Annotated in this window: 29 protein-coding genes and 1 pseudogene; 7 read left to right on the plus strand and 23 right to left on the minus strand. The window is 60.9% G+C overall.

All coding sequences use genetic code 11. The annotated features are described in order from the left end of the window. The first annotated feature begins 29 nt into the window (after window positions 1-29). Complete coding sequence (locus C471_RS09645; RefSeq protein ID WP_004048572.1) at window positions 30-629, plus strand: ArsR/SmtB family transcription factor; 600 nt, start codon at window positions 30-32, stop codon at window positions 627-629. Here C471_RS09645 and C471_RS09650 read toward each other — a convergent pair. After that, a complete protein-coding gene (locus tag C471_RS09650; protein WP_004048573.1) occupies window positions 576-1385 on the minus strand; it encodes a hypothetical protein in 810 nt (269 codons plus the stop codon). The genes C471_RS09645 and C471_RS09650 overlap by 54 nt on opposite strands. 103 nt (window positions 1386-1488) lie before the next feature. On the opposite strand from C471_RS09650, the gene C471_RS09655 reads away from it, so the two are divergent. Then, a complete protein-coding gene (locus C471_RS09655; RefSeq protein ID WP_004048574.1) occupies window positions 1489-1896 on the plus strand; it encodes a CopG family ribbon-helix-helix protein in 408 nt (135 codons plus the stop codon). A gap of 3 nt (window positions 1897-1899) precedes the next feature. Here C471_RS09655 and merA read toward each other — a convergent pair whose 3' ends face one another. After that, window positions 1900-3354, minus strand: coding sequence for a mercury(II) reductase (gene merA / locus C471_RS09660; protein ID WP_004048575.1), 1455 nt, complete (start codon window positions 3352-3354; stop codon window positions 1900-1902). A 78-nt stretch (window positions 3355-3432) separates the two neighbouring features. On the opposite strand from merA, the gene C471_RS09665 reads away from it, so the two are divergent. Then, entirely contained in the window at window positions 3433-3777 is a 345-nt protein-coding gene (locus C471_RS09665; protein ID WP_080505578.1) for a winged helix-turn-helix transcriptional regulator, read from the plus strand. Window positions 3778-3878: 101 nt separating this feature from the next. Further along, window positions 3879-4433, plus strand: a complete 555-nt coding sequence (locus tag C471_RS09670; RefSeq protein WP_049909224.1) for a peroxiredoxin — start codon at window positions 3879-3881, stop codon at window positions 4431-4433. A 42-nt stretch (window positions 4434-4475) separates the two neighbouring features. On the opposite strand, the pseudogene C471_RS18375 reads toward C471_RS09670, so the two are convergent. Together C471_RS18375 and C471_RS17450 are read right to left on the minus strand one after the other, a co-directional pair. Then, window positions 4476-5633, minus strand: a pseudogene (locus tag C471_RS18375) (hypothetical protein). A gap of 325 nt (window positions 5634-5958) precedes the next feature. Next, window positions 5959-6783 carry a homing endonuclease associated repeat-containing protein gene (locus C471_RS17450; RefSeq protein WP_160163141.1) on the minus strand — a complete coding sequence of 275 codons (825 nt, stop codon included), beginning with the start codon at window positions 6781-6783 and terminating at the stop codon, window positions 5959-5961. A 244-nt stretch (window positions 6784-7027) separates the two neighbouring features. On the opposite strand from C471_RS17450, the gene C471_RS09680 reads away from it, so the two are divergent. Further along, complete coding sequence (locus C471_RS09680) at window positions 7028-8392, plus strand: restriction endonuclease (protein WP_004048579.1); 1365 nt, start codon at window positions 7028-7030, stop codon at window positions 8390-8392. 36 nt (window positions 8393-8428) lie between these two features. Here C471_RS09680 and C471_RS09685 read toward each other — a convergent pair whose 3' ends face one another. From C471_RS09685 to C471_RS17870, 4 genes are all read right to left on the minus strand, one after another. Continuing rightward, a complete protein-coding gene (locus C471_RS09685; protein WP_049909225.1) occupies window positions 8429-9379 on the minus strand; it encodes a winged helix DNA-binding protein in 951 nt (316 codons plus the stop codon). Window positions 9380-9423: 44 nt separating this feature from the next. Beyond that, complete coding sequence (locus C471_RS09690) at window positions 9424-10008, minus strand: hypothetical protein (RefSeq protein WP_004048581.1); 585 nt, start codon at window positions 10006-10008, stop codon at window positions 9424-9426. A 197-nt stretch (window positions 10009-10205) separates the two neighbouring features. Continuing rightward, window positions 10206-10982, minus strand: coding sequence for a DUF7345 domain-containing protein (locus C471_RS09695; protein ID WP_004048582.1), 777 nt, complete (start codon window positions 10980-10982; stop codon window positions 10206-10208). Window positions 10983-11078: 96 nt separating this feature from the next. Then, window positions 11079-12893 (minus strand): DUF7096 domain-containing protein, encoded by a 1815-nt coding sequence (locus C471_RS17870; protein ID WP_004048583.1) that lies wholly within the window; start codon window positions 12891-12893, stop codon window positions 11079-11081. Between the two features lie 225 nt (window positions 12894-13118). On the opposite strand from C471_RS17870, the gene C471_RS09705 reads away from it, so the two are divergent. Next, the gene (locus C471_RS09705; protein WP_152421880.1) at window positions 13119-14234 is read left to right on the plus strand and encodes a DUF7345 domain-containing protein; all 1116 of its coding nucleotides are present in this window, start codon (window positions 13119-13121) and stop codon (window positions 14232-14234) included. 29 nt (window positions 14235-14263) lie between these two features. Here the strand turns inward: C471_RS09705 and C471_RS09710 are convergent, their stop codons facing one another. The 13 genes from C471_RS09710 to C471_RS09760 form a co-directional block, all read right to left on the minus strand. Then, entirely contained in the window at window positions 14264-14659 is a 396-nt protein-coding gene (locus C471_RS09710; protein ID WP_004048585.1) for a DUF7567 family protein, read from the minus strand. 132 nt (window positions 14660-14791) lie between these two features. Then, on the minus strand, window positions 14792-16069 hold the full coding sequence (locus tag C471_RS09715; RefSeq protein WP_004048586.1) for an RNA-guided endonuclease InsQ/TnpB family protein: 1278 nt from the start codon (window positions 16067-16069) through the stop codon (window positions 14792-14794). Next, window positions 16066-16221 carry a DUF2080 family transposase-associated protein gene (locus C471_RS16445; protein WP_004048587.1) on the minus strand — a complete coding sequence of 52 codons (156 nt, stop codon included), beginning with the start codon at window positions 16219-16221 and terminating at the stop codon, window positions 16066-16068. The genes C471_RS09715 and C471_RS16445 overlap by 4 nt, the downstream gene beginning before the upstream one ends. Before the next feature lie 130 nt (window positions 16222-16351). Next, window positions 16352-16720: a DUF7568 family protein gene (locus C471_RS16450; protein WP_004048588.1), complete on the minus strand. Its 369-nt coding sequence runs from the start codon at window positions 16718-16720 to the stop codon at window positions 16352-16354. 6 nt (window positions 16721-16726) lie between these two features. Continuing rightward, on the minus strand, window positions 16727-17227 hold the full coding sequence (locus C471_RS09720) for a hypothetical protein (RefSeq protein ID WP_004048589.1): 501 nt from the start codon (window positions 17225-17227) through the stop codon (window positions 16727-16729). 108 nt (window positions 17228-17335) lie between these two features. After that, a complete protein-coding gene (locus C471_RS09725) occupies window positions 17336-17752 on the minus strand; it encodes a hypothetical protein (protein ID WP_004048590.1) in 417 nt (138 codons plus the stop codon). Window positions 17753-17883: 131 nt separating this feature from the next. Continuing rightward, on the minus strand, window positions 17884-20256 hold the full coding sequence (locus C471_RS09730) for a heavy metal translocating P-type ATPase (RefSeq protein WP_193366119.1): 2373 nt from the start codon (window positions 20254-20256) through the stop codon (window positions 17884-17886). Window positions 20257-20316: 60 nt separating this feature from the next. Beyond that, window positions 20317-21063 carry a helix-turn-helix domain-containing protein gene (locus C471_RS09735; RefSeq protein WP_004048592.1) on the minus strand — a complete coding sequence of 249 codons (747 nt, stop codon included), beginning with the start codon at window positions 21061-21063 and terminating at the stop codon, window positions 20317-20319. A 61-nt stretch (window positions 21064-21124) separates the two neighbouring features. Then, window positions 21125-21409, minus strand: coding sequence for a hypothetical protein (locus C471_RS16455; protein WP_049983734.1), 285 nt, complete (start codon window positions 21407-21409; stop codon window positions 21125-21127). Window positions 21410-21446: 37 nt separating this feature from the next. Next, window positions 21447-22109 carry a DUF6735 family protein gene (locus tag C471_RS09745; protein WP_004048594.1) on the minus strand — a complete coding sequence of 221 codons (663 nt, stop codon included), beginning with the start codon at window positions 22107-22109 and terminating at the stop codon, window positions 21447-21449. A 68-nt stretch (window positions 22110-22177) separates the two neighbouring features. Further along, window positions 22178-22558 (minus strand): hypothetical protein, encoded by a 381-nt coding sequence (locus C471_RS09750; protein WP_004048595.1) that lies wholly within the window; start codon window positions 22556-22558, stop codon window positions 22178-22180. Between the two features lie 94 nt (window positions 22559-22652). Continuing rightward, on the minus strand, window positions 22653-22841 hold the full coding sequence (locus tag C471_RS09755; RefSeq protein ID WP_004048596.1) for a hypothetical protein: 189 nt from the start codon (window positions 22839-22841) through the stop codon (window positions 22653-22655). 137 nt (window positions 22842-22978) lie between these two features. After that, on the minus strand, window positions 22979-23863 hold the full coding sequence (locus C471_RS09760; protein WP_004048597.1) for a biosurfactant protein 1: 885 nt from the start codon (window positions 23861-23863) through the stop codon (window positions 22979-22981). Between the two features lie 136 nt (window positions 23864-23999). Here C471_RS09760 and C471_RS09765 point away from each other — a divergent pair, with 136 nt between their 5' ends. Further along, window positions 24000-24551, plus strand: a complete 552-nt coding sequence (locus C471_RS09765) for a DUF7342 family protein (RefSeq protein ID WP_004048598.1) — start codon at window positions 24000-24002, stop codon at window positions 24549-24551. Window positions 24552-24558: 7 nt separating this feature from the next. Here C471_RS09765 and C471_RS09770 read toward each other — a convergent pair whose 3' ends face one another. Both C471_RS09770 and C471_RS09775 read right to left on the minus strand, forming a co-directional pair. Continuing rightward, window positions 24559-25011 carry a hypothetical protein gene (locus C471_RS09770; RefSeq protein WP_004048599.1) on the minus strand — a complete coding sequence of 151 codons (453 nt, stop codon included), beginning with the start codon at window positions 25009-25011 and terminating at the stop codon, window positions 24559-24561. Then, complete coding sequence (locus C471_RS09775) at window positions 25008-25520, minus strand: DUF7342 family protein (protein ID WP_004048600.1); 513 nt, start codon at window positions 25518-25520, stop codon at window positions 25008-25010. Before C471_RS09775 ends, C471_RS09770 begins: the two co-directional genes overlap by 4 nt. Window positions 25521-25572 lie beyond the last annotated feature (52 nt).

Here is a 25572-nt window from a genome sequence, read left to right on the forward strand (position 1 = left end):
TGTCGTCATGCGCTTACTTCGTCACAAGAATGGCGCTCCTCGAATCTGACGTGCCGATCCGCGAAGTCGTGACGACGGATCTGGAGAAAGCGAAGGCGCTGGAAAACGACGTCCGAGCTAAGATCCTCGATATGCTCGCTGCCGAGGAAATGACGATTGAGGAGATTCACGACGAACTGCATCGTCGTGGCGAGGAAAAGGCGGAGACGACGGTCCGCCACCACGTGAACATCCTGAAAGATGCGGAGATGGTCGAGATCGCCCGTCTCGAAGAAGCTGGCGGCGGGACGCGGAAGTTCTACAAGTCGAACACGCGGATTTTCTCGTATGACCTTCCAGAGGACGCCGAGCAGACGCTCGCTGGGGCGCAGGAAACCGCGACAGCCGAATTAGCAGGACTCGTCGAGACGCTCTATGGGGAGCACGGCGACGAGATCGAGGCAGTGGCACGAGAAATGAAGCCGTGCGAGTACTGTGCAACACAGCATTACGAGGAGTTCGTCCTCCGGAAACTGCTAAATCGCGCGCTTATTGACCTCACTGAGAATGGGACGGTGGAGAGCGTTCGGCGTGATTCAGAAGACGCCGGCGATGAAGCCGAGTCCCATGACGACGAGGACGATCGCTGAGAACAGCGGCAGGTACGGTGTGTACTTCTCCACCGTTTCTTCGTACTCCTGAAAGCCGGCGATGAGGAGCATCGTTAACCCGACGATGCCGACGATGACCGTCAGCGCATACGCAGTCATCAGCTCCAGACAGTACGTCGAACCGGCACAGAGGCCGATAATCTCGAATTCTTCTTCGTGAGCGAACCCGAGGACGAATGCGAACCAGGCGATTCCGAGTAGCCCGCGGTCGGCGTCAGTAGCCGGATCGGTCCTGTGCTCGTGGGAGTGCCCTCTGATTTCTCCAAGCCGAGTTTTCACCCAGGTAAGAACCCCATCCGGGGCGTGTTCGTGCGTGGGTGACGTGCCGTGACTGTGGTGGGTCGACTGCTCCTCCGTATGCCCATCGTGGTCGTCCTCGTGCTGGTGAGAATGGCCGTGTGTGTACTCTCGAATCCCGAGTCCGATGAGTAAGATGCCTGCGACGATGCTGACCGGACCGCCGATGGAAACGCCGCCAAGAATCGAGATCGGCTCGTTCACCTGCGTCAACCGAAAATAGGATTTCGCGTAAAAGAACACGCCGACCATCGCCAGACTGCTAATGAGGTGGCCGATGCCGATTAGCAAGCTGCTGGCGAGTCCGTAGAGCCACTTGTTGGATTGATCGAGCGCATAGCTCGCAGCGACCGGCCATCCGTGTCCGGGCTCGATGCCGTGTACAAATCCGAGAGCAATCGCGCCGACCAATACTGGTAACGCCTCGCCGTGGAGCATTCATCTATCTCTCTATCCCTGCGTTGTATAGCGGTTGTTAAGACTGAAACGGGGGTCCCGTAATAATCGAGGGGTCAAGACAGTAGGGGATCAATTGGGGAGTATGCGCACGAGCTTGAACGTGTCTGAGGACATTCTCGAGGAGTTCGACGAGACGTGGCAGGCTGAGGGGTTGGATTCCCGCTCGCGGGCGATTCGTGAAGCGATGCAGGAATACATCGAGGGGCACTCACAACTCGAAGAGGTTTCGGGTGAGGTCGTCGCTGTACTGGCGTTCGATTACCAGCACCACGAGGTGATTCACGATCTCCATACTGCCCAGCACCAGTTTCAGGACGTCATCGAGACGATGAGCCACACCCACCAGGGCGAGTGGTGTTTAGAGACCGTCTTCTGTCATGGCGATGCGGCGCGGGTGCGGGAACTCGTGTATCGGCTCCGTGATTTCGATGGGGTCGGTCGCGTGAAGACGATGCTCCTCCGCAGTACTGCGCCGGCCGACCCGGAGTGAGATTCATTCGATACAGCAGCTCATTGTCGACGTGTCCCGTCGGAACGCCTGACAGGTGTGTTTGAACGCCTCGCTGAACGTCGGGAACGGGTGGACGGTGTCGATGATGTCGTCGACAGTCAGCCCAAACCTCACAGCCAGCGTGGCTTCCATGATCATGTCGGCGGCACGCGGCCCGACCATGTGGACGCCGACGATCTCGTCGGTCTCGTGGTGTTTGACGACCTGGACGAGGCCATCCGTGTTCTTGACTGCCTTCGCCCGCGGGACATCCGCCATCTGGATGGTCTGGCACGAACAGGTGCCGTGCTCGTCCATATACTCGCGTTCTGTCGTCCCGACGGCTGCGACTTCCGGGCTGGTGAACACGACTGCGGGGACTGTATCGTAGTCGATGCTGACGCCCTCGTTGCCGAAGGCGTTCTTGACGGTGTGATTGCCCTCCTTGGCGGCGACCGTCTCCAGTTCGGGCTCGCCGATCACGTCGCCCGCTGCGTAGACGTCGGGATTGGTCGTCTGGAAATGCTCGTCGACGTGGATCGCGCCATCGGATTCGGTCTCGACGCTGACTGCTTCCAAGCCGATGTCCTCGCTGTTGGGCTGGACGCCTGTCGCGACGAACAACGCCTCGGCGGTGAACGCTCGTTTATCGCCCTCAATGACAGTCTCCACAGCGACGCCCTGCTGACCAGAGTCAGCACTATTGTCGGTAGCCACACCCTGAACCTGCTGGAAGTCGTTACCGGTCATGATGTCGATCCCTTCCTCGCGGAAGGCTCGTTCCATCTCCCGGCCGAGCTGGCCTTCCATACCTGAGAGCACGTGACCGGAGCGCTGGAGAACCCTTACGTCGACGCCGACACGGTGGAGGATCTGGCCCCACTCCAGCGCGATGTACCCGCCGCCGACTATCAGAATACTCTCGGGAAGGTCGCGCTCCTCGAGGATTGTCTCGCTCGTGTAGTAGTCGATGTCGTCGAGGCCGTCGATGGGTGGTGCCCACGGTGAACTCCCGGTCGCGACGAGAGCCTTTTCTCCAGTGATGCGCGCGCCCTCGTCGGAGCCGTCGACGACCTCGATGGTCGTGTCGTCGACGAGCCGGCCATAGCCCTCGTAGATGTCGGTCTCGAAGCGCTCAGCGACGTCGACGTAGTTCTCCTGCCGGAACCGCTCGACGAGTTCGTTGGTGCCGTCGAGGGCGTCGGCCCAGTCGACAGTCGGCTCTTCGGGATATGTGACGGCGTCGAAGGGATTCTCCGACGCTGCAGCGCCACTCTCGGCGACGGCGAGTAGATGCTTACTCGGGACACAGCCGACGTTCACGCACGTCCCGCCGATGGGCAAGCCGGTATTCACCACCGCCGTCGAGAGGTCCCGTCGGCTCGCTTCAGTGATCGCGGCGAAGGCTGCGGCGCCCCCACCGAGAATCACGAGATCATAGTCGGAGGTGTGAGTCATCTATACTGATACTTTACGACGGGAAGTTCTTATACTCCAGAGTCCGAAGCTATGGAGTAGGTTGGAGGCTACGAAGCTATGGCAGATACTACTTCACCGGCGCCAACGTGCGATGTTGAGGGGACGTGCTACTGTCCGCTCACAGGAGTTATCGACACGTTGAGCCGAAAATACGCGATGCAACTCGTCAGCATCATCGGCGCACACGACTCACTGCGGTTCGCGGAGATCGAAGACCACCTTCCGACAGCGAGCACCTCGACAATCTCGAAACGCCTCGACGAGTTCGAGGAAGCAGGACTCGTCTCACGGACGCAGTACAACGAAATTCCGCCACGCGTCGAATACGCGCTAACTGACGAGGGGGATGAGATTCGTTCGAGATTAGAACCCCTTCTTGAGTGGGCGACGGCGAACTCCTGACGTACGGACTCCAGTGAATTACATCCCACATCTGAGGCTCCTCCATTCAGGTGGGGGTGTTAGCCCCAAGACTATCCTGTCTTCGTGTGCTACTATGTCGCATGATAAACGAGGGAGCGTCTGCACCGTCATTTACTCTTCCGGGTCTCCGTGACGGAGAACAAACCGGGTACTGCTTGGATGAGTCAACAGCCAATGATCGGGCTGCGTTGCTGGTATTTTACCCGTTTGATTTCAGTCCTATTTGTACAAACGAACTGTGTGCGATTCGCGATGCAGAGTGGTTTCAGCTAACGCCCGCTCTCGATGTCTGGGCAATTTCTGGTGACAGCGTCTACGCCCACCGAGCATTCGCCGAGGAATACGGCCTCAATTTCCCGTTACTTAGTGATAGTTCCGGGCGGGTTGCCGAGTCGTATGATGTCTGTTATGACGAATGGGAGAACCACGAGCGCGTCCCGCAGCGTGCCGTGTTCCTTATCGATTCCGAGCAAACGATTCGATACGCCTGGGCGACAGAAGATGCACTCGAGAAGCCGGATTTCTTCCCGGTCAAAGACGCTCTTGAGACGCTGGAAGCGGAACGCGATGAACCCGGTCCTGAGGATGTCGAATTAGCAGTCGAATATAACGAGGAACCGGAACCGCTCACGTAAGCTGCTATTTGAGGATCGTTTCAGTGAACGCCGCTCCGACAATCAGCTCATGGCATCCTGGAACCGCTCACGGAGCGCGTCCTCGCGCTCCTCGAACTGGTTGACCTTCTCTTGCAGATCGTCGCTGATGCGCTCGATGCTCGCGAGCGCGCGCTCGCCGGCGAGCGACGCCTGCGACCCGTCATCGCCGTCTGTCTCCAGCTCCTCCTCGTAAGCGCGTTCGACGCGCTCGATGGTGCCCTCCGGGTTGAACAGGATGTCGTTGGCCGTGCGAACGTAGCCGTCCAGCGACGCACCCTCCTTGCCTTGGAAGAAGTGGGTGAGCGCGTACGTGGCGCCGGAATGCAGCGTCCACATATCGATCTCGACGGGGGAGGTCGCGTTGGCCTCCGCATCACTCGCAGCGCGCTCGGCCAGGTAGTCCGGGAAGCCCAGAAGACTGTAAAACTCCGTGACGGTGAACGGGAGCTCCGAGAAGTCGAGGTCGATGTCCTGGGCGTCACGGATGAACTCGAAGAGGTCGTCGGCGACGAGTTCGACCTGTGCGAGGAGTTCTTCCCACTAGGTGCGGAAGTTCCGTACGTCGCCGACGTGCTTGATGACCTCCTTGTCGGTGAGCGACCGCATCGTATTTGAACAGTACCCGTCCTGGGCGAACCCCTCCACGTAGACGGCGTGCTCACCGAAGAAGTCGTAGCCGGAGGTCACGCCCATTGTGATCGGGTCCGACCGGCCAGGAAGGCGCACCTCGAGGCCGTCGAACATGATGTCCATGTGGACCTCGCCGCCGCCCCGGTAGCGCCGGATCTCGCCGAACATCACGTCGCCCAGCGGCGTCCCGTCGATGGTCTCCTCCCGAAGGACCTCCTCTAGCGGCCCGTAGACGTCGACCGGGTTGATGATCGAGTACGAGTCAGTCGGGATGTGAAATAACGACTCGGTCTCGGCGTCCCCATTCGCTTCTGCTTGTAATCGCGACGGCTCGACGAGTGCGTTGAACCGTTCCGTTTCGACCCACTCATCGCTGTACGGGTTACGATATGCGACTGCTGTCTCGATCGCCTGTGGAAGCTCTCGAATCGCCTGACTGAAGCTGACTGGATCGGGGGTAGCGTGTTGCTCCGCGTACCACTCAGGTAGTTCAGTGTCGGTTCGCCCATCGAGGCCTGCGAAGACCGTAGCTGTCTCTGGGTCTTTCATAGCATCCTCCGAAGGCGCGAAGCGTTCTGATCTGCGCCTCCACCCATCGAGGCGCAAAAAACGACCCTACAGTCGTTGACACTCGTGAGCTTGGATCCGCTCTGGAAGCCCGACCTTTCCGCAGAACGGACATTCAACGAGTGGTGTCGGCGGGAGCTTCCGATACTCCACAAGTGCTCCTCGAAGATGGGATTTCGTTTCCGGCGACTCGGCGCATGCGAGGGCACTGGTCAGGTGCCAGTGAAGTCGTTCTCTCTTCGTGAGGTCGTCTGCGTTTGGCGTCGGGATGGACTCGTCTGTCTGTCGCATTTGAATCACGAGGGGGTTACCCCTCATTCCCTCGTAGGGAGAGAGCAACACCGTCCGGTTCACCTCGCTCTGGTGGCCGTGTGGCGTCGACAATTGTATCCAACCGCTGCGGGGCGACGGCTTCCCAGATGAGATGATGCTTCGAACAGACCGTCACGAGATTCGAGACTCGATTCGCCTGTTCGTAGTCAAACTGCCCGTTGGGACCGACGAAGACCTTCCGCGGGACCAAATGATGGACAGAGATGTCCTTCCCAACTTGCTCTTGATGATCCGCTTGGGTAATCCCACACCACGGCGTTTGGCACTGGAAGTCATCACGTTCCAATGCTTGCCGCCGTTGCTCCGGCCAATTTGGCCCGTACGGAATCTCTGAACGTTCTTGATAGGACCGTGGTTGTGAGAAGCCAGCTTCGTTGAGTGCCTCTTCCCACCCCCCAAATCGGTGGTCATACGTCCATCTGTGATACTCCCCAACCCGATCCATCTCCCCGCTCGATGGCGGGCGACCGAACTGCTCCGCAAGGCGTTCTATCTCATCCAACAGGTCCTGATCGGTGAGTCGGAATTTCCGATTCGGAGCGTGGCCAGCCTCACGAAGCGCCTCGTTCCAACTCCCAAATTTGTTCTGACAGACACGCTGAGAATACTCTCCGTGCTCGCTCATCTCCTTTGCTGTCGGCGGTTTTCCTAATTTGTCTGCGACACGCTGAATGTCGTCGAGAATTTTATCCGCGTCCGTTACGATCTGGTCGCGACGATGGACAGCGGTTACGTGGCCACCCAACTCGTTGGAGGTCGCAAACGACTCGCCACAGTAGTCACAGATATGGTCGGTCAAGACTCCGTCACCTCCCTCCGCGGTTCCCCCGTAATGTGTTATAAACTCTCGACCTCGTACTCAGATCTTGCTTCAGGTAGGGTCCGCGGCGGAGCAATTCGTCTCGCAAAGGGTGCTCTGAATCGGTCATAGCTCGCGGGCGGTTCGGTGACCCCCGCACCCCTCTCAGGGGTTCAACAAACAGGACGGCGTAGCGTTCGGCAACGTATTTGGCAGTTGCAACGTACTATCCACATGATTGAGGATGGCTGTACTGGACGATCTCTCGGGGTTCGAGTTCGAGGACGTGATGGAGGACGTGTTCCGGAACCTCGGCTACGAGAACGTCCGCCAGGCCGACCGCACGGCTGACGAGGGGCGCGACGTCATCATGGAAGAGGTCGTCGACGGTACCCGCCGTGCGATCATCGTCGAGTGCAAGCACACCGGGACGGTCGGCCGGCCGGTCGTCCAGAAGCTGCACTCGGCCATCGCGACGTTCGACTTCGACGGCCCGAAACGCGGGATGGTCGCCACCACAGGTCGATTTACGAACCCTGCCGAGGAGTACGCTGACCGGCTCCAGCGGAACGACGATCCCTATCCCATCGAGCTGATCGACGGCGAGGACCTTCGTGAGATCGCCGACGAAATCGGTCTCGATCTCTACAACGGGCGCATCGAGATCCTCTGTGACGAGACGCTCCGACCGTACGATCCGGCGGCGGATGTCGACGCACCTGTCCAGGAGGCGTTCCGCGACATCGAGAACATCGAGGCCGCGGATCTGCCGGTGCCGCACTCGCAAGTGACGTTCCGACCAGTGGTTGCGATCACCGCCGACACGAACGCTGTCTTCGAGACCTCCGTCGGTGTCATCCACCGGATCAACGACCGCACACAGTTCGTTGTCCACGCTGAGCGCGGCCATCCGAAGGTGGCCGACGACGAAGTCGCGACGCTGGTCACCGAGAACTTCCACGCGACGGTTCCCCTCGATACCGGACAGTTTACCGAGGTATTCGACGACGTCGACGAACGACGGTTCGGCCAGACCCAAACGGAGTACAAGGAGTGGGCTGTTGACCGCCTCCAGGATTACCACACGACGACGGTGACCTACACCGGCGACAATAACGTCACGTACAACAAGACGTGTGAGCCGAATCTCTCGGACATCTCAGTGCAATCGATTGAGCCGGTGTATCTACCTGAGGTTCGGCAGACGACAGAGATACTGGAGTACTCGTATCCGTACGAATACTATGCTGCTGGCCCCTCACGGGTCACTCTGGAGGACGGGATTCATCGCTGCGTCCACTGCGAAACGAGCGGCGTCGACGAGACGTACACCTACTGTCCGAACTGCGGGGCGATCGCCTGCGACACCCACATCAAGACCGAACGGCTCGAAGGGGAGCCGGTCTGTACCGGCTGTGCGGTGACCGAACGGTTCGCGCTGAAGACGAAGTACTTCTACGACGAACAGAATCTCGACGCGTTCCGCAAGGAGTACGCCGAGATGCCGATCCACGAGAAGGCGATGGAGAACAGGCTACTGGCTGGCGGGAGCGTGGTTGCGACGCTGCTGCTCGTCGTCGGACTACTCGTGATCGGCGGCATCATCTAACCCGTCGCAATTTTCCGCCAGACTGCAGGGTGGGTGTTACGAGACGCCGTATTGCTCTTTGAGCGCGATATATTCGTCCTTCTTCGGGAGGATGACTGGCAGATCATCTGTCCTGTCGAAGTCGCCCTGAAATGGCCGATACAACGCTTTCACAGTGGGTTCCAGGTCGTACCACCGCGCGGTCTCGACGAGTGTCTCCTGATCGATATCTTTCGTCTCGATCAGCAGCATCGAATAGCTGACTCGTCGGGATCCGCTATCGAGAAGGAGCGTATGGCATACGACTTCAGCAGGCGTTAGCTCCTCGTCTGGAGCATACCAGAACGGAGGCTCGCCGGCGAGGAAAAACTGTAGACCATACGCTGCAAACCGACCCAGTCCGGTCATCTCCCAGTCCGGAGCTGCTTGGAGTGCGTCCGTATCCTCAGCGGTCTGTACGCGGACGAGGGATCGGTTCGGATCGCACCACGCGATCGTGGCGCTGGGGGCGATCTCCCGGACTCGGGCTCGATGTTCGTGCTCTACAGTAGCCCGGGCGAACGCCAACAGCGGCGAGACTTCGTCATGAAGGGCGTACTTCGAATCGGATCTGGAGAGTAGTGCTCGGTGCTTGAGCGGCGATAACGCGCTGTGGACACCTTGTCGAGTGATTCCGAGCCGGTCTGCGATATCAGCAATGTAACGTGGTCTATCGAGATACCAACACACGCGGAGTGTGGCTGGGGAGAGCAGTTCCGTCCAGTCTACGTGGCTGAACTCCGACTGCAGCGTTCGATACGCTTCGGTAACTGGATGTTCCGCGATGCGGACACGACGCTGATTGCTGGACCCACGGGTTTCTGTGAGCAATCCCGCTGCGAGCAATTCGTCGAGTACGTCGTACAGATGTTCCTGTGAATATCCGGTTTCGGCCGCCAGTTCCGCCGGTGTTGCTTTACGGCCGGTGCTCAGCGCGTCAAGCACGGCGAGTCCGGCCTTCAAAATCATCTGTGTCTTTCTAAACCCTAACTATATAAATACGATTTGGGATTTTACTTGACGACTGCTTCGTCCCGGACCAGTTCTGCGAGCGCGTCCTCGAGCGATCCGTGGAACTGCCAGCTCGCTCGCTCGAAGGCCTCGTCGGTCGGGCCGTCCCAGCGGGGGAACGCGGAGTGACCGCTCACTTTGACTGTCCACTCGGTCGGCTCGTCGAACGGGTTCTCCGTCGGGAGTTCCACGACGTAGAGGTACTCCTCGTCGCCGTGGATGCCGTCAGCCGGATTCTCGACGCCGTGGCCCAGCAGGAACAGCGGCTGGTCCAGGTGCTCCATATTGGACGGCTCGAGGAGGTCAGCAGGCTGGGCTGCGTCGATCGTTTGCTCTGGGTCGCCATCCAGATAGAGGTCGACCGTCGAGAGCTTGTCGAGGAACACGAAGGTCGCCGCCGTGTAGCCCGGTCCCCGCTCTGCGCGGGTCGCATCGAGAAGCTCTTTCAGTTGTGCGAGATCCCGGAGGACGCTCCCGGGGTACCCGTCCGAATGCCGGTACACCTGCGCGACGCGGTCGGCGCTGCCATCTGTCTCACCGGTCTGTTCGACTCGTTGGACGAATCGGAGTTGACTCCGTGTCGACATCGGTACTCGCCGGCGCGTGTGCGCCGGCACCCATCGCCGGCGCGAAATAAACGCTACCCAGGACAGTAGAATCGATTTCAAGAACGAGAATACGAAACGTCCAGGCACCATTCACGGAGTGGGTTCCATACGTAGCGGACTGGCTACAAGGGCGAGGCTTCGGGAACGCATCTCCCTGAGCGAGAGCCTCGATCGGGTCACTCTCGGTGGCGACGAACCACCAAGAGCGCGCTGGCGGCCAGCACTGCGACGGCCGCAACGCCGATCCCGAATCCTGGGGTGCCGGCTCCGCTCGCCTCATCACCCGCGTCAGTCGCGGTTCCGCCCGCTGCGGGTGCAAAGACCGTCTCGAACCCCTCGAACTGCGTCGTCGCACTCCATGTCGCGCTGTTCTGCTTCTGGGTGGTCGGCGGCGGGGAGGCTGTGTCCAGCGCGTAGCCGTCGGGGCCGACGACCCTGAACGGCCGATCGATGTCGAAGCCGCTGGCGAAGGGTTCCCGAAGCACGAGTCGGTCGCCTTCCTGAGCGGCGATCCCGCCCCACGTCACCGACAGGCCCACGATACCGGTATCATTCTCGGTCGTGAACGTCATTGCGGGGTTACGAATCGCCATATCGCGACCGGTGTCGTTTTGCGCCCGGGTTGCGATTGCCTGCATTCGGGTCGCAAACCGGTTCGTTCGCTGTTCTCGGGCAGTCTCGTTCGCGCGCAGCGCCTCGAACGCCTCACGTTCGCTATCGGTGGTCAGATCGAAGGTGGTGACCAGCGTCACGCGAGCCGATTCGTCTGTTTCGAGACCGACGACGAACGCTGGCTCCGCAGACAGCGACGCTACCGATTCGGTGGATTGTGCTGTCGCCGCCGTTGCAGCCACCGGCGCGGTCACGAGACAGACGAGGACGACGAGGACGCAGCCGACACGGATGCCCTCCGCTCCCGCGAGACGTGTTGTCGAGTCGGTACGGTCAATCATGGATGAGTATTATGGGTCAGTGGAAACTGTCATTACTGAATAAACACGGTGCGTGATCCAATTGACAACCTGAAATCGCAGGAGCCAGGAGGTTACCTAGCTTTCGTCGTCCTCGTCAGTGTCCTCTTCGGGGGTCTCAGTTTCTTCCTCGTCGGTATCCTCCTCCTCGTCATCATCCTCATCTTCGTCTTCCTCTTCGTCTTCTTCGTCCGCATCATCGTCACCCTCGCTTTCGTCTTCTTCGTCCGCATCATCGTCACCCTCGCTTTCGTCTTCTTCGTCCGCATCATCGTCACCCTCGCTTTCGTCTTCTTCGTCCTCTTCGCGTTCTTCCTCCTCGTCCTCGGCCTTGTCACCGTCGCCTTCGTGTTCTTCTTCGGTCAACACGAGTGCGCCGTCCTGGATCTCGTATTCCAGTTCGGCTTCGAACGCGCCTTTCACGATCTCGAGTTCGAGCTCCTCGGTCGAATTAGCGTCGATGGTGAACGTCACCGTCCCGTCAGCATTGGTCGTCCCGAGCACCTGGTCGTTCGCGTAGACCGTCGCATTCGCGACGCCCGAGCCGTTGTAGGCGACAGACACTGAGACGGTGTCGTCAGCCAGCGACGCGTCCACGTTCAGGTGTTGGAAGACCTCGTCATCTTCGTCGTCCTCCTCGAACCCGAATTCGAGCTCACCCTCGGCATCACCCTTCTGGGCCGTGAGTTCCGCCTCACCGCGCTCGGGCAACGTCACCGTCACCGTGCCGTTGGCGTCGGTCGTCCCGACGGCCTCCTCGTTCAGATAGACGGTGACGTTCTCGGCGGGTGCCCCGTTCGAGAGGACAGTGAGCGTCACGGTCGCGTTCGGACCGGGCGTCCCGTCGGAGACGAGCACCGCGAGTTCGCCGTCTTCCGCATCTTCGTCATTCTCTTCATCTTCTTCCTCACGTTCCTCTTCGTCCTCCTCATCCTCGTCCTCGGCGTCGTTGCGTTCAATCTCCTCTTCGAGCTTGTAGACCTCGCCCGAGGATCCGTCGACGCTGACTTCAGCCTCGCCAGTCTGAGTGGCAGCACCCTGCAGGACGAACGCGAACTCGTAGGCGCCCTCGTCCTGCTTGATTTTTGCCTCGGTGAGCGTCCAGGTGCCGTTCTCCGGCGTCGAAAGCGCCGCCCGTGCCGTGTCGAGGGCGGTCGACTGGTTCACCGTGATGGTTGAATCGGCATCACGGGGGCGTTCGATCTCGCGGGACTGCTCGCCGTCTTCGTTCTGAATCTCGATCGAGAGGCCGTCGGCGGTCTCGAGTTCGATCTCACCCTCGGCTTCGCCGGTGAACTGCTTCAGGAGGGCCGCGGCTCCAGTGCCGCTGACGCTACTCAGGTTTTCGACGGAGGCACGTAGCGCCGACTGGTTCATGCCAGCCGCCCGGAGTTCGAGCGCGGAGACGTTCTGAGCGCGCTTCTGGAGCTGTTCGTAGCTGTTGAGGAGATTCGTCGCCCGCGCGTTCTGCGTGGCGAGCCGCTGAGCGTACTTGGACTTGGTAATCTCTCCTTCTTCGTACGCCTCGGTGGCGTCTTCGTAGTCCTCGCGGATGTCCTCAGATCGGTCGCGCAACCCCTCCGCGCGGTCGGCGATGGCCTCGGCCTGTGCTTCTTCATCAGCGCCCTCAACCGATACCTCGAAGGCGGTGTTCTCGAAGTCGGTCTGGACTTCGTCGCTCGACGCGCTGATGACCGTCGAGAGTTGCTGTCCGACGCTGATGTTCACGCTCGAGTTGTTCTGGGTTTCATTCACCTGGGCAGTCGTAGCGGCCACTGCCGCGTTTTCATCGGTGGCTGTCGCCCCATCGAATGAGACCGCCGCGGCCGGGATCGTCATCCCGACGACGACGAACAGTGCGAGAAGTACGTATCCGAGTGACGTTGCTTTCATCGTGAGCCATTTGTATACGGGATACGGTCATAAACTGTCAAGATAGTCAGAGTCATTCGCGGACGTTTGCACTCATTTGCAACGGGAATGTCCGTTCAAATCGCCTTACTTCGGAGTGATACAGGTCCTATCCGTAATCGAGCGCACCTCGGGCGGGTTGACCCGCAGACGCGTCCGATGAGCAAACAACTTATACGTATTTCGTCGGAATCTGGATGTAACTGAATGACTGATTTTCTGCGGAATCGTTCGATGACTGTCGGTTCGATGTGTGTCATCGGGCTCTTGCTCACTGCGCCCCTTCTGCCGATGGCGGCCGTGAGCGCTGCAGGACAGACGGCACAACCAGAAGCGGACAACACGGTCACCCGTATTCACGTCTCCCCGAACGGATCGGCGCAGTGGACGATCCGGATTCGAACCCGACTGGACACCGACGACCGAGTCACCGAGTACGAAGCGTTCCAAGAGCGCTTCCGCGAGAACAAATCGCGCTATCTTGACTCCTTCCGCCAGCGGATGCAAGGTGTCGTGGCCAACGCAGCGAACGCAACCGGACGCGAGATGCGTGCCGTGAACTTCACCGCCTCGACGAGCATCCAGGAGGTCCCCCGCCGCTGGGGGATCGTCACCTACCAGTTTACCTGGACGGGCTTCGCCGCCCAACAGAATGACTCGCTCGCCGTCGGCGACGTCTTCCAGGGTGGCTTCTTCCTGGCGGCGAACGATACGCTCGAGATGGAGGCACCGACCGGGTACGAAATCAGTCGTGCGGAACCGACGCCTGCCAGCCGGGACGATGGGGTCGTGACGTGGGTCGGTCGCGAGGACTTCGCCAACCGCCACCCGCGCGTTGTGTTCGATACCACCACAGAGTCACAACAGCCCGATCAGCAGTCACCGTCGCCCGATAGGGCGACGTCGTCGCCGTTCGGTGATACGAGACCGGGAGTCGTCCTGGGTGGGGTACTCCTGGTGACCCTCGTCGGTATCGCTGCGTACGTCGGTTGGCGCCGCCGCGACGATTCGAGCGGCAGCGACCAACCAGAGTCGGTAAACGAAGCCGGGGATGCAGATGATCAGACGCAGGCACCGGCAGGTGAGGACGCACCGACGGATGACGTGGCGACAGGCGGGGCGGTCCTGACTGATCCCGAACGTGTCCAGGACCTGCTCGAAGCGAACGGTGGGCGCATGCGCCAGGCCGCCATCGCCGACGAATTTGATTGGTCGGCCTCGAAAACGTCACGCGTCATCGGGAACATGGTCGACGAGGGAACGATCGAGAAACTCCAGCTGGGCCGCGAGAATCTGATCGAATTCGACGACGCTGATGAGTGACTCGGTCAGGAAGCCGTCCTCCGCAACCACTAGGCCAAGTGCGATACTTCCGCAGGTTCCTCGACGTCGTCGAACTCGCCTCGCTCAACCGGCTCCCAATCGTCGTCAGGTTTTGGACTCCACCAGTCGACCTTGTAGGCGCCCGGTGCGCCGAAGATTTTCACGCGGGCCGACCCATCAGGCAGGTCGCGACGTAGCTTCTCGTCGACGTGGAGGTTCCAGGTCGTGGTAGAATCGAAGCAGGCGAGCACGGCCTCCTCGTAGCCGCGCGTCTCTCGGGATTCCTGGAGTTCGACCTGGGTGTTGCAGTTCTTGCAGAACACCCCCTCGAACGGGATGTGAGTGAAGACCTCCTGCCCGCAGACGGGACACCAGAGGAACTCGAACAGTGCCTCGCTGTGTCGGTCAAGTACTTCGAGACTCATTGGTTGACTCACCCGGTCGTACCGGGCCACCACCTCGTGCCCGGCCGAAAAACAGCGGCCAGCGGGGATCCACTCGCTCACCGTTCGGCGCCGTGAACTGTCTCGAGATCGGTCCTCGAGACTTCCCGTGGATTAGTCGGACACTCCCGCGACGCCATCGGTCTGATAGCCTCGAACGGCGTCGTGGGTCACGGTCGGGGCGTCCACAGCCCCCGATGCCTGCCGTCGCACCTTCCGAACAACGGGAAGGCTGTTGAGAGCAGGCACAGTCCACTCTTGATACTCTTCGACACCTTTCACGGCGATATTTACGCTTGCACTCCGGTCGGCGTGGTCTTGATGCGAACAGGACTGGCACTTGAACCGCTTCTTGTGACGGTTCGATCGTTCCGTATGGCCGCACATCGGACAGCATTGACTCGTGTATTCGGGATTGATCCAAGCCGTCGGAATACCCGCGAATGCTGCCTTGTAGGACGTGTAGTGCTGAAGCGCGCGGAACGGGAGGCGGTGCAAGCGTCGGTTCATCCGCGTGCCGTAGTCGAGGCCGTCGCGCATCTCTTTGAGGTCTTCAAAGACGATGCACGGCTTCTCGAACTGACGGCTCCACTCGACGATATGACGACTCACTTTGTGGAGTCGGTCGCGGACAAACCGTTCCTCACGTCCTTCCAACGTGTCGTGGATGCTGTCCTTCCCTGAGTTCTGCACGCGCTTCCGCATCGTGAAATAGCGGTGGCGCTTGAACTTGATGTCCGGAAATTCGATAACGACTGTGTCCTCGACACTGCCCTTGGAGAGTGCAGTCAGCGCCACATTGTCCTCGTTGACATCCACGCCAACGACTGTCCGTGAATTTTCCTTGTCTCGAACGGTCCCCTCGGAGCTAGTTACGTTGACGTGCAGCTCGGCGTTGCCGTTTCGGAACAGGGCTTCCGCCGTCCCAATCGTCCATGCATCGCTTTCGAGGGCGGTCTTGAGAATGTCGAGATGAGCGTCGTCACCATCGAGGACGCCCTTGACGTGCTTGTAGGGCTTCGCGCTGATCCGGAACGCCACGTCGCCGTCGTCGGTGAGTGACAGGTTGTACCCCTCCTCGTAGTTCGTTCGGAGCGGGTACGTTCCGTCTTTGGTGTGGCTGGGTTTGTTGTAGTCATCATACTCGTAGTAGTTCTCCATCGCACCGAGTGCTTTGGCGACGACGCGCTGTATCGTGTTTTTCACGAGGCTGGCGTCCTCGGCCACGCGGTCGGGAATAACGTTCCAATCCACACCTTCCTTGGCGAGTCGGATAGATTGGTTGTATACCGACCTCGCTTCGAGGGTGGCGTCGTACAGCAGGCTCTCATTATCGCTCTGGATGTCGAGCTGGAAGTCCAGCGTCTTGATGAGAGCCTGTGAATTAGTCATTCTTCGTCTTGTTCGGTTGGTTCTGAGGTACGGACGACTTTCACGTTAGCCCCACGCCAGCGTTTGGGGACGGTGACGTGGGCGCTGTTCCCGAACTCCTTGACTTGGCCGTCGAGAACTTCCTCGCCGTCGATTTGAAACCGATTCGCCATATCTGTGTATATCCTTTAGATATACTTAATTTGATCGGTGGATACTCCTCCTATAGGTGAAGCGAACGAACCACGCACACCTGTTCCTTAGCGGAACGTGCGGGCATCACTCTCGAATCTAAGCCCTGAGTCACGGCGTACTCCGCCCGTAGACGATGCGTGAGGGGGCTTCGTACCCACAGTCGGGGCAGTCGTACCATCGCTGGATTTTCGCCCCGTCTGCTGCCTTCTCGCCGACGCGAACGTCGTTGTTCGGACACTCCGGGCAGCTGAGGTCCGGTGCGGGCCGCTCCCGGAGTTCGTCACGGAACGATGTCGTTTCCTTCGTCTCGAAGCCTCGCGACCAGACCGGGTAGCCGTCGACGAGGATCGCCGCGCGCCACTTGTATCGGTACGACGCTGGGGGCCGGTGTAGTATGGCTCGGGCACCGGTCTCGGTGTTCCGATACGCGAGTGTTGGTGTACGACTCTCCCGGGACCAATTGGTGATTCTGCTCATCGTCGGTTAGAAGTGAACGTCTGCGGGGACGATCCAGAGCGTCTGGCTGTCCTCGTCTTCCTCGAGGACTCGGTCGAGCTGATCCCGATGTCGAATCCCCTGTGCGTGCTGGTCGTACATCGGGATCGAGGGCCCTTCGTACGCGCCGACCTGGTGGAACGCGTGGCGGGCGAGGTCCTTGTCGCGCATGATCGCCTCGTCGCTGAGCTCGTCGAGCGCCTCCTTCACCCGGTCGAGATTCCGCTGAAACTCCTCTTTCGTGGCCTTCCAAGCCCGGTCGAGCAGTTCACCACCCTCCTCTGAGTTTATCGGTGCTGCCGTCGGCAGATCTCCCCAGCGAGCCTTCCCGGCGACCGTCGTATCCTCCTCGTCGAAAGTACAGTAGTAATCAAACACGGCGCAGCCGTGGGGATTCGCCCCGACGAGACGGTCGAAGACTGCTTTTCCTTCGATCAGGGCATCATGCCGTGTCGGTGCTTCGACTAAGGCGTAGATGATCATATGCATCTTCGTTCACCTCGGAGCGCCGACTCACCGGGCTCTGCTCCGCTCTGTCTGCTCGGTGCGCCGGCACCCATCGCCGGCGCTCGATAAACCTGCTTCGGGAGATCGCGTTCAGGAGTCGGCCACACGCTCGGCGGTGATGGTCAGATCCCCGGACTCGTAGTCCGCTTCGAAGTCGACGGTGTACGCATCTGAATCGTAGGCGGCGTGGTAGGCGCGGTGACGCTCGAGGGATCTGGTCGCCTTGAAGTGGAAGAACGCGGCCGCGGTGTAGGGTTTGCTCTGGGTCTCGATCTGCGTCTCGACAGAGGCCGGGAGCGCGATTTGTGGTGTGTCCGTATCGATACTCGCAGCGAACGCCTTCGCTTCCTCGACGGTGGCCTGCGAATGTGCGGGCGTCTCGCCGGTCAGCACGTTCACCGGGGTTTCCGTCTCGTCGGTGAACAGGACGCCTTCGAAGGTGTGTGTCCCGAGGATCGCCTCGGGATCCAACTCGCAGTCGTGGAACGGGTCGTCCTCTGAGGTCATCGAATCACGATCCTATGCCGGGGCTCACCCATTCCACCCCACGAAAAACAGCACCTGCATCGAATCAAGTCGGATACGGAAACTTCGATTCGGGGCGGTTTGAATCGGGAATGCTGTTCCTGCTATTCAATTCACGCGTCGGAGAAGTGGTCGGGCTCAATCCGCGACAATCGCATCGCGTTGCCGGTGACGCCGAGGCTCATCCCCATGTCGCCGACGACGACTGCCAGCGCGACGCTTACGAGCCCTAGCGGGACGCCGAGCGCGAGTATCAACTTCGCACCAAGGCTTGCCCAGATGTTCTGCTGGATGACGCCGTTGGCCGTGTGCGACAGTTCGTACAGGTACGGGAGCTTCCCGATGTCGTCGCCCATCAGCGCGATGTCGGCGGTCTCGATTGCGGTGTCCGTTCCGGCGGCGCCCATCGCGATGCCGACCTCAGCGGTCGCCAGCGCGGGCGCGTCGTTGATGCCGTCGCCGACCATCGCCACGTCGCCGTACTCCGCCTGTAACGCCTCCACGGCATCGACCTTCTCGTCGGGCAATAGTTCTGCGCGATACTCGTCGACGCCGACCTGTTCGGCGATCGCACGGGCCGTCCCCTCGTTGTCGCCGGTCAGCATCACGACGTGCGCGACGCCGAGTTCGTGCAGCCGTGCGACCGCCCGTTCGGCGGCCGGCCGCACCTCGTCGGCGATGGCGATCGCACCCAGCAGTTCCGACTCCGTCCCGACGATGACGACCGTCTTGCCCTCCCGCTCCAGCGCGGAGAGTGCATTCTCGGCAAACGCCCCGTCGTCGGACTCTGACGACTCTTCCGCTACGACGCCGCCGTCCGTCTCGCGGCGTGCTCGAGCGAGGTCGAAGCCCAGCTCCTCGAAGAGCGCGGGCTTGCCCGCATAGTACGTCTTGCCGTCGATCTCGCCCCGGATGCCCTTCCCCGTGAGGCTCTCGAAACTCGTCGCATCGGGCAGATTACCCACGCCCGTCTCCTCAGCACGGGCGAGAATGGCCGCAGCGATGGGGTGCTCACTGCGACGCTCCAGTCCGGCGGCGCGACGGAGCAGATCGTCCTCCGTGGTGTCACCGACCGGGACGACATCGGTGACGGCGAGTTCGCCCTTCGTGAGCGTCCCGGTCTTGTCGACGGCGACGGCGTCGACTTCGCCCATCGCCTCGAGGTAGTTGCCGCCCTTGATCAGGACGCCGTTCTTCGCGGCGCTCGTAATTCCCGACACCACCGAGACGGGCGTCGAGATGACGAACGCACAGGGACAGGCGATCACCAGCAGGGTGAGCCCCCGGATGAACCACGTCTGCCAGTCGCTCGCGAAGGTGAACCCGTACCCGGCCAGGTCGACCGAGATGGGGTCGTCGATGACCAGCGGCGGGATTGCGGCGGTCAGGATTGCCAGCACGACGACGAGGGGTGTGTAGTAGCCGGAGAAGCGGTCGACGAACTGCTCAGACTCGGTCTTCTTCGCCTGTGCGCCCTGCACCATCTCGATGATCTGCGAGAGCGTCGAATCCGAGGCGGCCGAAGTGGCCTCGAACTCGAGGTATCCTTCCTCGTTGATGCTGCCCGCGTACACTTCGTCGCCGGCAGCCTTGTCGACGGGGACGCTCTCGCCCGTGATCGGCGACTGGTCGACTGCACTCTCGCCTTCGATGACCGTCCCGTCGAGCGGAATCTTGTCACCGGGGCGAACAACCACGGTCTCGCCCACCTCCACTTCGTCGGCGGGCACCGTGACTTCCTCACCATCGCGAAGGACGGTCGCCTCCTCTGGCGAAAGTTCCATCAACTCACGCAGGGAGTCTCGCGCCCTGTCCATCGCGTAGTCTTCGAGCAGTTCGGCGATACTGAACAAGACAGCCAGCGTCGCGGCCTCGACGAAATAGCCGATGCCGGTCGCTGCGATGATGGCCGTCCCCATTAGCAGGTCGATGTCCAGACTCCGGTTCTTCGCGGAGTAGTACCCGCTACGGACGACCGGGATGCCACTGGCCGCGACGGCGCCGAGGAACAGGACATCTGCGATGTGGAGCGGGTACTCGAGGACACTTGCGATGGCGATATTCTGTCCTGCGAGGAGGAACTCGAAGAGGAGCCCGGCGGTGAGGAACGCCGCGCCGAGCCACGTCTTATTCGCGCGAGGACTCGTCCAGACCTCCGATGGTGGTGCGATGTCGACGCCATCGGCCGCCTGGTTGTCCTCATCATCGCCCTCGGCGTCCGAGCCCCCGACGACCTCGTAGCCGGCGCCTTCAATCGCCTTGATTACGTCGGCTTCGCTAGTCCGATCAGGGTCGTACGTGACGTTGGCCGTGCCGGTGGTCGGCTGGAGCGTGGCGTCAGTAATGCCGTCGACACGCTGGAGGCTCTTGTCCACCTTTTGGGCGCAAGAGGGACAGTCCATCTCGGGAACGGCGAGGCGGGCGGTCAGCTCACGTCGCTGCCCGCCGCCGCTCGTTCCTCCTGCTGCGTCCGGATTCTCTGTCATCACGTCACGGTAGGAGCGGGAGTTCGATATGTCTTTATTGGAATATTCCAACTACGGCCTTCAGTGGGATGCCAGCCGTTCTTCCGCTACCCGCTCGCCGGCGACATGTTGCTTCGCCAAATGTTCTTCCGCCCGACGGAGTCGGTAGGTGAGTGTTGACCGTGGCACGTCGAGATGCTCGGCGAGCTCGCCGACGTCGACCTCACGGGGTGATTCGTAGTAGCCGTGTTCGACCGCGGCCTGAAGCGCGGCCTCCTGGGCTGGCGGGAGGCCGCTCGGTGTCCCGTCGCGTCCCCTAGCTGATGTTGTGTCCGCTGTGCGGAGCATCTCCATCTGGGCGCACTCCCCGACGGCGACTTTGAGAGCGTCGAAGAACGCCGCCATGTCGCCCTCACCGGAGTGGATGAGTCGCCACGTGTAGTGGCGGCCCTCGTGACGAGTCTCGAACAGCACGCCGTCGCCGAGGTGGTCGCGAGCGATGTGGGGGACTGAGGCGCAGGTCGGAGTGCGCTCCCAATCTGAGTAGAGGATGAGCGCGTCGTCCGTGCGGTCGAGGACGCGGGTGGTCTGTGTGGCGCCGCAATCCTCAGTCGCCAGACAGTCGGCGTAGTAGTCGCCGGTGAGAAAGGCGTCCTCGATAGCGTCGAGCGCCTCAGGAGTTCCGGTAGCATGGTCGACCCGCCAGAGACGTTCGGCAGTGGCGTGCAGCGAGAGCGAGCGGACGCGGGCGTCGGAGTGGTCGGCGAGAGCGTCAGCCACCCTGTTACAGCCGGGCTCGTATTCGAGAGCGAAGACGAGTTCGCGCATACCCCGTCTAAGGCCTGCTACGACATAACCCATGGCCTGCAGCGTTGTCGACCAGTAGACCTCAGATTACGTCGTCAGGGTCGTGAACTTCCTGCATTCGCTGTGCTTCGGCCGCGTATTGCTCTTGGAGGTCGGGGTCATCGACCATGCCAAGATTGCCGGGTTCAGCATCGACTGCTGCTGTCGTGTCTCGGACGTCGGTGAAGGACGTGAGTGCGCGTTCCTTCCGATAGTACTGTTCTCCATCGGGCGTCGCGTAGGTGAGGATGATCAGGTTCTGTTCGTCATCGGAGTACGTTCGTTCGACAAGCCAGACACGAAGACCGTCTTCAGATTGATTTGACATACTTGTGTGTTCCCCGGTATCCACTAAGGGATTGGTGTTACGGCTTGCCGAAACTCGCTGTCTCGAAGGGTGATTCTTCGGTCGGAATGAGCAGCTCCTGTCGGTCTCCGACTCGTTCGGCCAGCTTCCGTTTCAGGTACTGTCTCGCCGTCGACGGCGTGAAGACGCCCTTGTCGAGCATATCGCCGACGACGTCTTTGAGGGCCGCAAACTGTCCCTGCAGGTGGCCGTCGCCGACCGGCTCGCCGTCGTACCAGCGCACCGTCGCGAGCGCGCCGTTCCCCACCGTCTCTCCCTGTTCGACTGTCTCTGAATCGTACTGCAGCCCGAACCATAGCGTCCGATAAGCGGTCACCTCGAACGTCGTCGACACCACGTAGAACGCCTCGTGGTGGAGGTAGTCGAGATGGTCAGCGACGATCTCGTCAAGCGAGAGGCCTGTAGCACGGGGTTTTGGCTCGACGACCGTCGGCGGTCGATCCTCACCGGCCAGGTAGCCGTCGACGGCGTCTGCCTCGAGGCCATCGGCCAACTCCGCGAGGAGCTGCTTCGCCCACTTGGAGTCGGTGTCTTCGCCACCGAACGGCGACTCCGCCGAGATTCGATGTTTGAGCTTCAGATTTGCTGCACCCCAGTGGCTGTAGTGGAGCGTGTACTGTCCGTCTGTGCGTTCGTACGCAACAAGTGCGCGGTGACCCATTTGAACACTCACCTCGCAGGGCGACCGCGACTGGATCGCCCCGCACCCCTCTGGGGGGACGAACAACGCTACTCGTCGATCGGGTCGGGGGAACTGAGGTCCGCGTGGAGGACTTCGCCGTCGCGAACGACGTACCGCTTCGCCAGCACTGGGAAGCGACACTTGGTAAATCCCGCCGTCTGGATATCGAACTCTTCGTCGGCTTCGAGATGGTCGGCGAGTTCTCGCAAGAACTCGTGGGTCACGATGCCGCCTTCGTAGTCAGGGAGGCCGTTCTCACGCGCCTCGTACACCTCGAAGTCATCGTTCCCCCAGATGGTGAGCTCTCCGTCTTCGGTCACCTCCCAGTCGAGCGTCCCGAAGCAGTAGCTCTCACAGAGCTCGCGGACTGCCTGTGGATTCGATACGAATGCGCCGGTCGATGTCGTCGCAGCTTGCAGTGTCGCCATATCTGGACTTCACGGGGTTGCCCCCGTACCCCTGTCGGGGGTGATAAACAGACGCAAGAGGTGCCTCCCGACGAGGTGTGGCCGGGGACTCCAGTTAGGTGTCTGCGTGGGCATCCTCCCCGGCTCCGTCGCCCGGCCGCGTGAGAATGCTCACCTCTTCTAGGAGTTCTCTCGCGGTCTCGACTCGCTCTCGATCCGCGTCGTCCAACCGGTCGACATCGAGCCGGTTGAGATTGCTGAGTATACGATGCATCCGGTAGCCTTGTTTGAACTCTTGCTCCATCGGAAGCGCCTCACCGCTCGCCGGCGCGGAAAGACTCCTACGAGACTGGCGTCGGGGTTCGAGGAGGTCACGGCCTTAACCAACAAAACGCGGGGGGAATGCGCAGGCTGTTGGTTAACCGACGCCCAGCGCTGGCGCTACTCGAGACTGGGGCCGTAGCGAGCTGTGCCACATACCCGGCACTCCCAGATCGGTTGGCCCGTCCACGACTCATCAGGAATCGGCTCGTGGGTCTTGAACCGATGGTCGGTCGTCCGTCCACAGTTCTGACAGTCGAGTTGCTCCGTTGTCGGTACCGACGACACCTGGCTGTCAGTTTCATCCTCCCGAGCGGATTCGGTCAACACCATCGCCGGGATTAGCCACATCGCGTCGTCGGTGTCGTCGAGGATCGCGTCGAGACGCGACGCGTCGCGGATGCCGTCCCCACGCTGGTCGTAGAGGCGCGTCGGGGGCTGCTGCTGCTGCTGCGCCGTGGCTCCCTGGCCGTGGCACCCTGTCCGGTCACGGGCGGCACTGAGAAGCTGCTCTCCCTCCGCTGAGGACACCTGTACCGCGTCGGGAAGTGAGGGCCATTGCTCGGCCAGCTGGCGAGCCGGTGCCTCGTCGAGATCGTAGATGAGCGTGTAGTCGTCGACGGCCGGCTCCGCCTCGTTGGCGGAGAGGAGGTTCGCTGCCGCGCCGCCCTTCGCGACGGCGCCGTAGAACGTGGTCGACTCGACGACTAGGTGGACGATACCGAGGACCGTCGTCGACGCTGACTCGCCCGTGCTGGTGGTGTCACTCTCGAGATGGTTGCTGAGACAGAACCGGCATTTCGTCTGTCCGTCTGGAACTGACGCCCCACAGGACCGGCACTCGCCGTCGGTGGCCGTCGGCGCAGCAGGATAGCCGTCAGTGCTCGTCGCGACACGTTGCCGTCTGGGGTTACCTTCGTACCCGTCGTCCAGCCTCGTGTCCGGAACGTGGGACGCCTCGCCGGTCGGCCGCAGTTCCTCAAAGTCTGAATATCTGTTATGCATCGGTTGGCTCATAGCTTCTGTCGGTTTCGTATTTCAATGTCCGGACGCGTATGCCCGTAAGGAACTCTTGATTATGCGAGAAGGTACAACCATATATGAGTATAAGGCACGAACACTATTGCAAGAGGTGCCACGCATGTCCGAATCCTCGCGAGATGGCGTTCAGTCGTGGGATAAGTCGATGAGTGCCCGCGACCGTATTCGAGCAGTCGCCGAGACCCTTCGGGAACCGCGGTCGGTCAACTGGATCAGCGAGCAGGCCGACGCCGCCTGGAGCACGACCAACGAGGAACTTCAGGATCTCGTCGACCAGGGCCAGTTGCGTCGCGTCGAGGCCGGCGAGACGACTCGCTATCAGCCGGACTACACGCGCCTGCTCTTCGAGGAAATCCGTTCGCTCATTGAGGAGAACACGCGCGAGGAGCTGCGCAACGAATTGGCCGCGATCACCGAAGAGATCGAGAAGTGGCAGGCGACCTACGATGTCGAGACGTGGGAAGAGCTCGAACAGTCGCTTGCTGATGGCGATCTCTCAAGTGACGAACTTCACGAACGCCGTGACGTGATTACACGCTGGGAAGAGAACCTGGAGGACCGTCGCCTCATCAAGCACGCGTTGGTGCTCTACTCGGATGTCGAAGCTGCTCGCGAGCAGATGATGGACGTGGCTGACCGCGCCATGCGATAATGTCGCCTTACGGCGGGTTTGAGGCGCTATTCAACTGGTCGACGTTGTTGTCCTCGTACGCTGCACGCCACATTGTGTGGACGGCACGCGTCACGAGTGAGACCTCAGTCACGTCGATACACGACGGTTCGGCGTCCGTCGTCGCGGCCGCGGGCGGGGGATGAAAGTGGATCTCGGGGGAGTGTGTGTTCGGGTGGCGATCGAAGCGCCAATTGACGTCGTCGCTATCGACGTAGTGGAATGAATACATCCCCAGTTCGCTCCACTGGATATCGAGCCGAGCGCTGTCGGCGCCGCCGAGCCCATCGCTAAGAGTGATCTGCAGTTCCGTGGGGGCGACAACATCATCGTACGACGTTGTGTCGACGAGCGGCTCGAGTTCGAGCCAAAGGTCACGAATCCGCTGGAGCGCCGGAAGATAGATCGGCCCGAACTCGCCGGCACGGTCGTTACCGTTCATACGGCGAGCTGGTGGCTGGCCTCGTCGTAGGCGAGTGCGGCTTGCGCGACGGCGAGATTCTGCCGCGTCGTTCGCCATGCGGTAAGGTCGTCCCAGCCATCCGTCTCGTCGGCGTCGAGTTGCTGGGCGAGTTCTTCCGGGGACACCACATCGTACCGGTCCTCGTAGCGCCGGATCTCGGCCTTCATCTCCTGGATACTGTCAAGCAACTCCGGTCGAGTGACTTCCTCACGTAGCTCGCGGATCCGGGACATCAACACCCGATCACTGTTGCGCTTGTACAGCGTCGTTTGGCCCTCCTGTTCCGTCTCGGCGAAGCCCGTGTTCACGAGCGACTTACAGTGGCGACGCGCTGTCGGCTCGCTCACGAGGGCCCGCTCGCCGATCTTGGCTGCCGACTGCCCGTCGTGGGTCTGTTCAACGACTTCGTACACCCGCTCGAATGGCGTGGTGTCGTCTTTCCAGTCCGTTTTGACCTGCTCGTTGACGTCGTCCCACGTCTCGGTCATACTGGGTGCTACGCGGGCTAGAAACAAATAATTTTCTGAGAAAATTATCTAC

This window comes from Halorubrum saccharovorum DSM 1137 (assembly GCF_000337915.1).
In the GTDB taxonomy this organism is placed as follows: Archaea; Halobacteriota; Halobacteria; order Halobacteriales; family Haloferacaceae; genus Halorubrum; species Halorubrum saccharovorum.

What these genes read in the sequence shown, in the direction of transcription:
- C471_RS09645 (WP_004048572.1), top strand. Translation starts at nt 30, where the DNA reads ATGGCGCTCCTCGAATCTGACGTGCCGATCCGCGAAGTCGTGACGACG.
- C471_RS09650 (WP_004048573.1), bottom strand. Translation starts at nt 1,385, where the DNA reads ATGCTCCACGGCGAGGCGTTACCAGTATTGGTCGGCGCGATTGCTCTC.
- C471_RS09655 (WP_004048574.1), top strand. Translation starts at nt 1,489, where the DNA reads ATGCGCACGAGCTTGAACGTGTCTGAGGACATTCTCGAGGAGTTCGAC.
- merA (WP_004048575.1), bottom strand. Translation starts at nt 3,354, where the DNA reads ATGACTCACACCTCCGACTATGATCTCGTGATTCTCGGTGGGGGCGCC.
- C471_RS09665 (WP_080505578.1), top strand. Translation starts at nt 3,433, where the DNA reads ATGGCAGATACTACTTCACCGGCGCCAACGTGCGATGTTGAGGGGACG.
- C471_RS09670 (WP_049909224.1), top strand. Translation starts at nt 3,879, where the DNA reads ATGATAAACGAGGGAGCGTCTGCACCGTCATTTACTCTTCCGGGTCTC.
- C471_RS09680 (WP_004048579.1), top strand. Translation starts at nt 7,028, where the DNA reads ATGGCTGTACTGGACGATCTCTCGGGGTTCGAGTTCGAGGACGTGATG.
- C471_RS09685 (WP_049909225.1), bottom strand. Translation starts at nt 9,379, where the DNA reads ATGATTTTGAAGGCCGGACTCGCCGTGCTTGACGCGCTGAGCACCGGC.
- C471_RS09690 (WP_004048581.1), bottom strand. Translation starts at nt 10,008, where the DNA reads ATGTCGACACGGAGTCAACTCCGATTCGTCCAACGAGTCGAACAGACC.
- C471_RS09695 (WP_004048582.1), bottom strand. Translation starts at nt 10,982, where the DNA reads ATGATTGACCGTACCGACTCGACAACACGTCTCGCGGGAGCGGAGGGC.
- C471_RS17870 (WP_004048583.1), bottom strand. Translation starts at nt 12,893, where the DNA reads ATGAAAGCAACGTCACTCGGATACGTACTTCTCGCACTGTTCGTCGTC.
- C471_RS09705 (WP_152421880.1), top strand. Translation starts at nt 13,119, where the DNA reads ATGACTGATTTTCTGCGGAATCGTTCGATGACTGTCGGTTCGATGTGT.
- C471_RS09710 (WP_004048585.1), bottom strand. Translation starts at nt 14,659, where the DNA reads ATGAGTCTCGAAGTACTTGACCGACACAGCGAGGCACTGTTCGAGTTC.
- C471_RS09715 (WP_004048586.1), bottom strand. Translation starts at nt 16,069, where the DNA reads ATGACTAATTCACAGGCTCTCATCAAGACGCTGGACTTCCAGCTCGAC.
- C471_RS16445 (WP_004048587.1), bottom strand. Translation starts at nt 16,221, where the DNA reads ATGGCGAATCGGTTTCAAATCGACGGCGAGGAAGTTCTCGACGGCCAA.
- C471_RS16450 (WP_004048588.1), bottom strand. Translation starts at nt 16,720, where the DNA reads ATGAGCAGAATCACCAATTGGTCCCGGGAGAGTCGTACACCAACACTC.
- C471_RS09720 (WP_004048589.1), bottom strand. Translation starts at nt 17,227, where the DNA reads ATGCATATGATCATCTACGCCTTAGTCGAAGCACCGACACGGCATGAT.
- C471_RS09725 (WP_004048590.1), bottom strand. Translation starts at nt 17,752, where the DNA reads ATGACCTCAGAGGACGACCCGTTCCACGACTGCGAGTTGGATCCCGAG.
- C471_RS09730 (WP_193366119.1), bottom strand. Translation starts at nt 20,256, where the DNA reads ATGACAGAGAATCCGGACGCAGCAGGAGGAACGAGCGGCGGCGGGCAG.
- C471_RS09735 (WP_004048592.1), bottom strand. Translation starts at nt 21,063, where the DNA reads ATGCGCGAACTCGTCTTCGCTCTCGAATACGAGCCCGGCTGTAACAGG.
- C471_RS16455 (WP_049983734.1), bottom strand. Translation starts at nt 21,409, where the DNA reads ATGTCAAATCAATCTGAAGACGGTCTTCGTGTCTGGCTTGTCGAACGA.
- C471_RS09745 (WP_004048594.1), bottom strand. Translation starts at nt 22,109, where the DNA reads ATGGGTCACCGCGCACTTGTTGCGTACGAACGCACAGACGGACAGTAC.
- C471_RS09750 (WP_004048595.1), bottom strand. Translation starts at nt 22,558, where the DNA reads ATGGCGACACTGCAAGCTGCGACGACATCGACCGGCGCATTCGTATCG.
- C471_RS09755 (WP_004048596.1), bottom strand. Translation starts at nt 22,841, where the DNA reads ATGGAGCAAGAGTTCAAACAAGGCTACCGGATGCATCGTATACTCAGC.
- C471_RS09760 (WP_004048597.1), bottom strand. Translation starts at nt 23,863, where the DNA reads ATGCATAACAGATATTCAGACTTTGAGGAACTGCGGCCGACCGGCGAG.
- C471_RS09765 (WP_004048598.1), top strand. Translation starts at nt 24,000, where the DNA reads ATGTCCGAATCCTCGCGAGATGGCGTTCAGTCGTGGGATAAGTCGATG.
- C471_RS09770 (WP_004048599.1), bottom strand. Translation starts at nt 25,011, where the DNA reads ATGAACGGTAACGACCGTGCCGGCGAGTTCGGGCCGATCTATCTTCCG.
- C471_RS09775 (WP_004048600.1), bottom strand. Translation starts at nt 25,520, where the DNA reads ATGACCGAGACGTGGGACGACGTCAACGAGCAGGTCAAAACGGACTGG.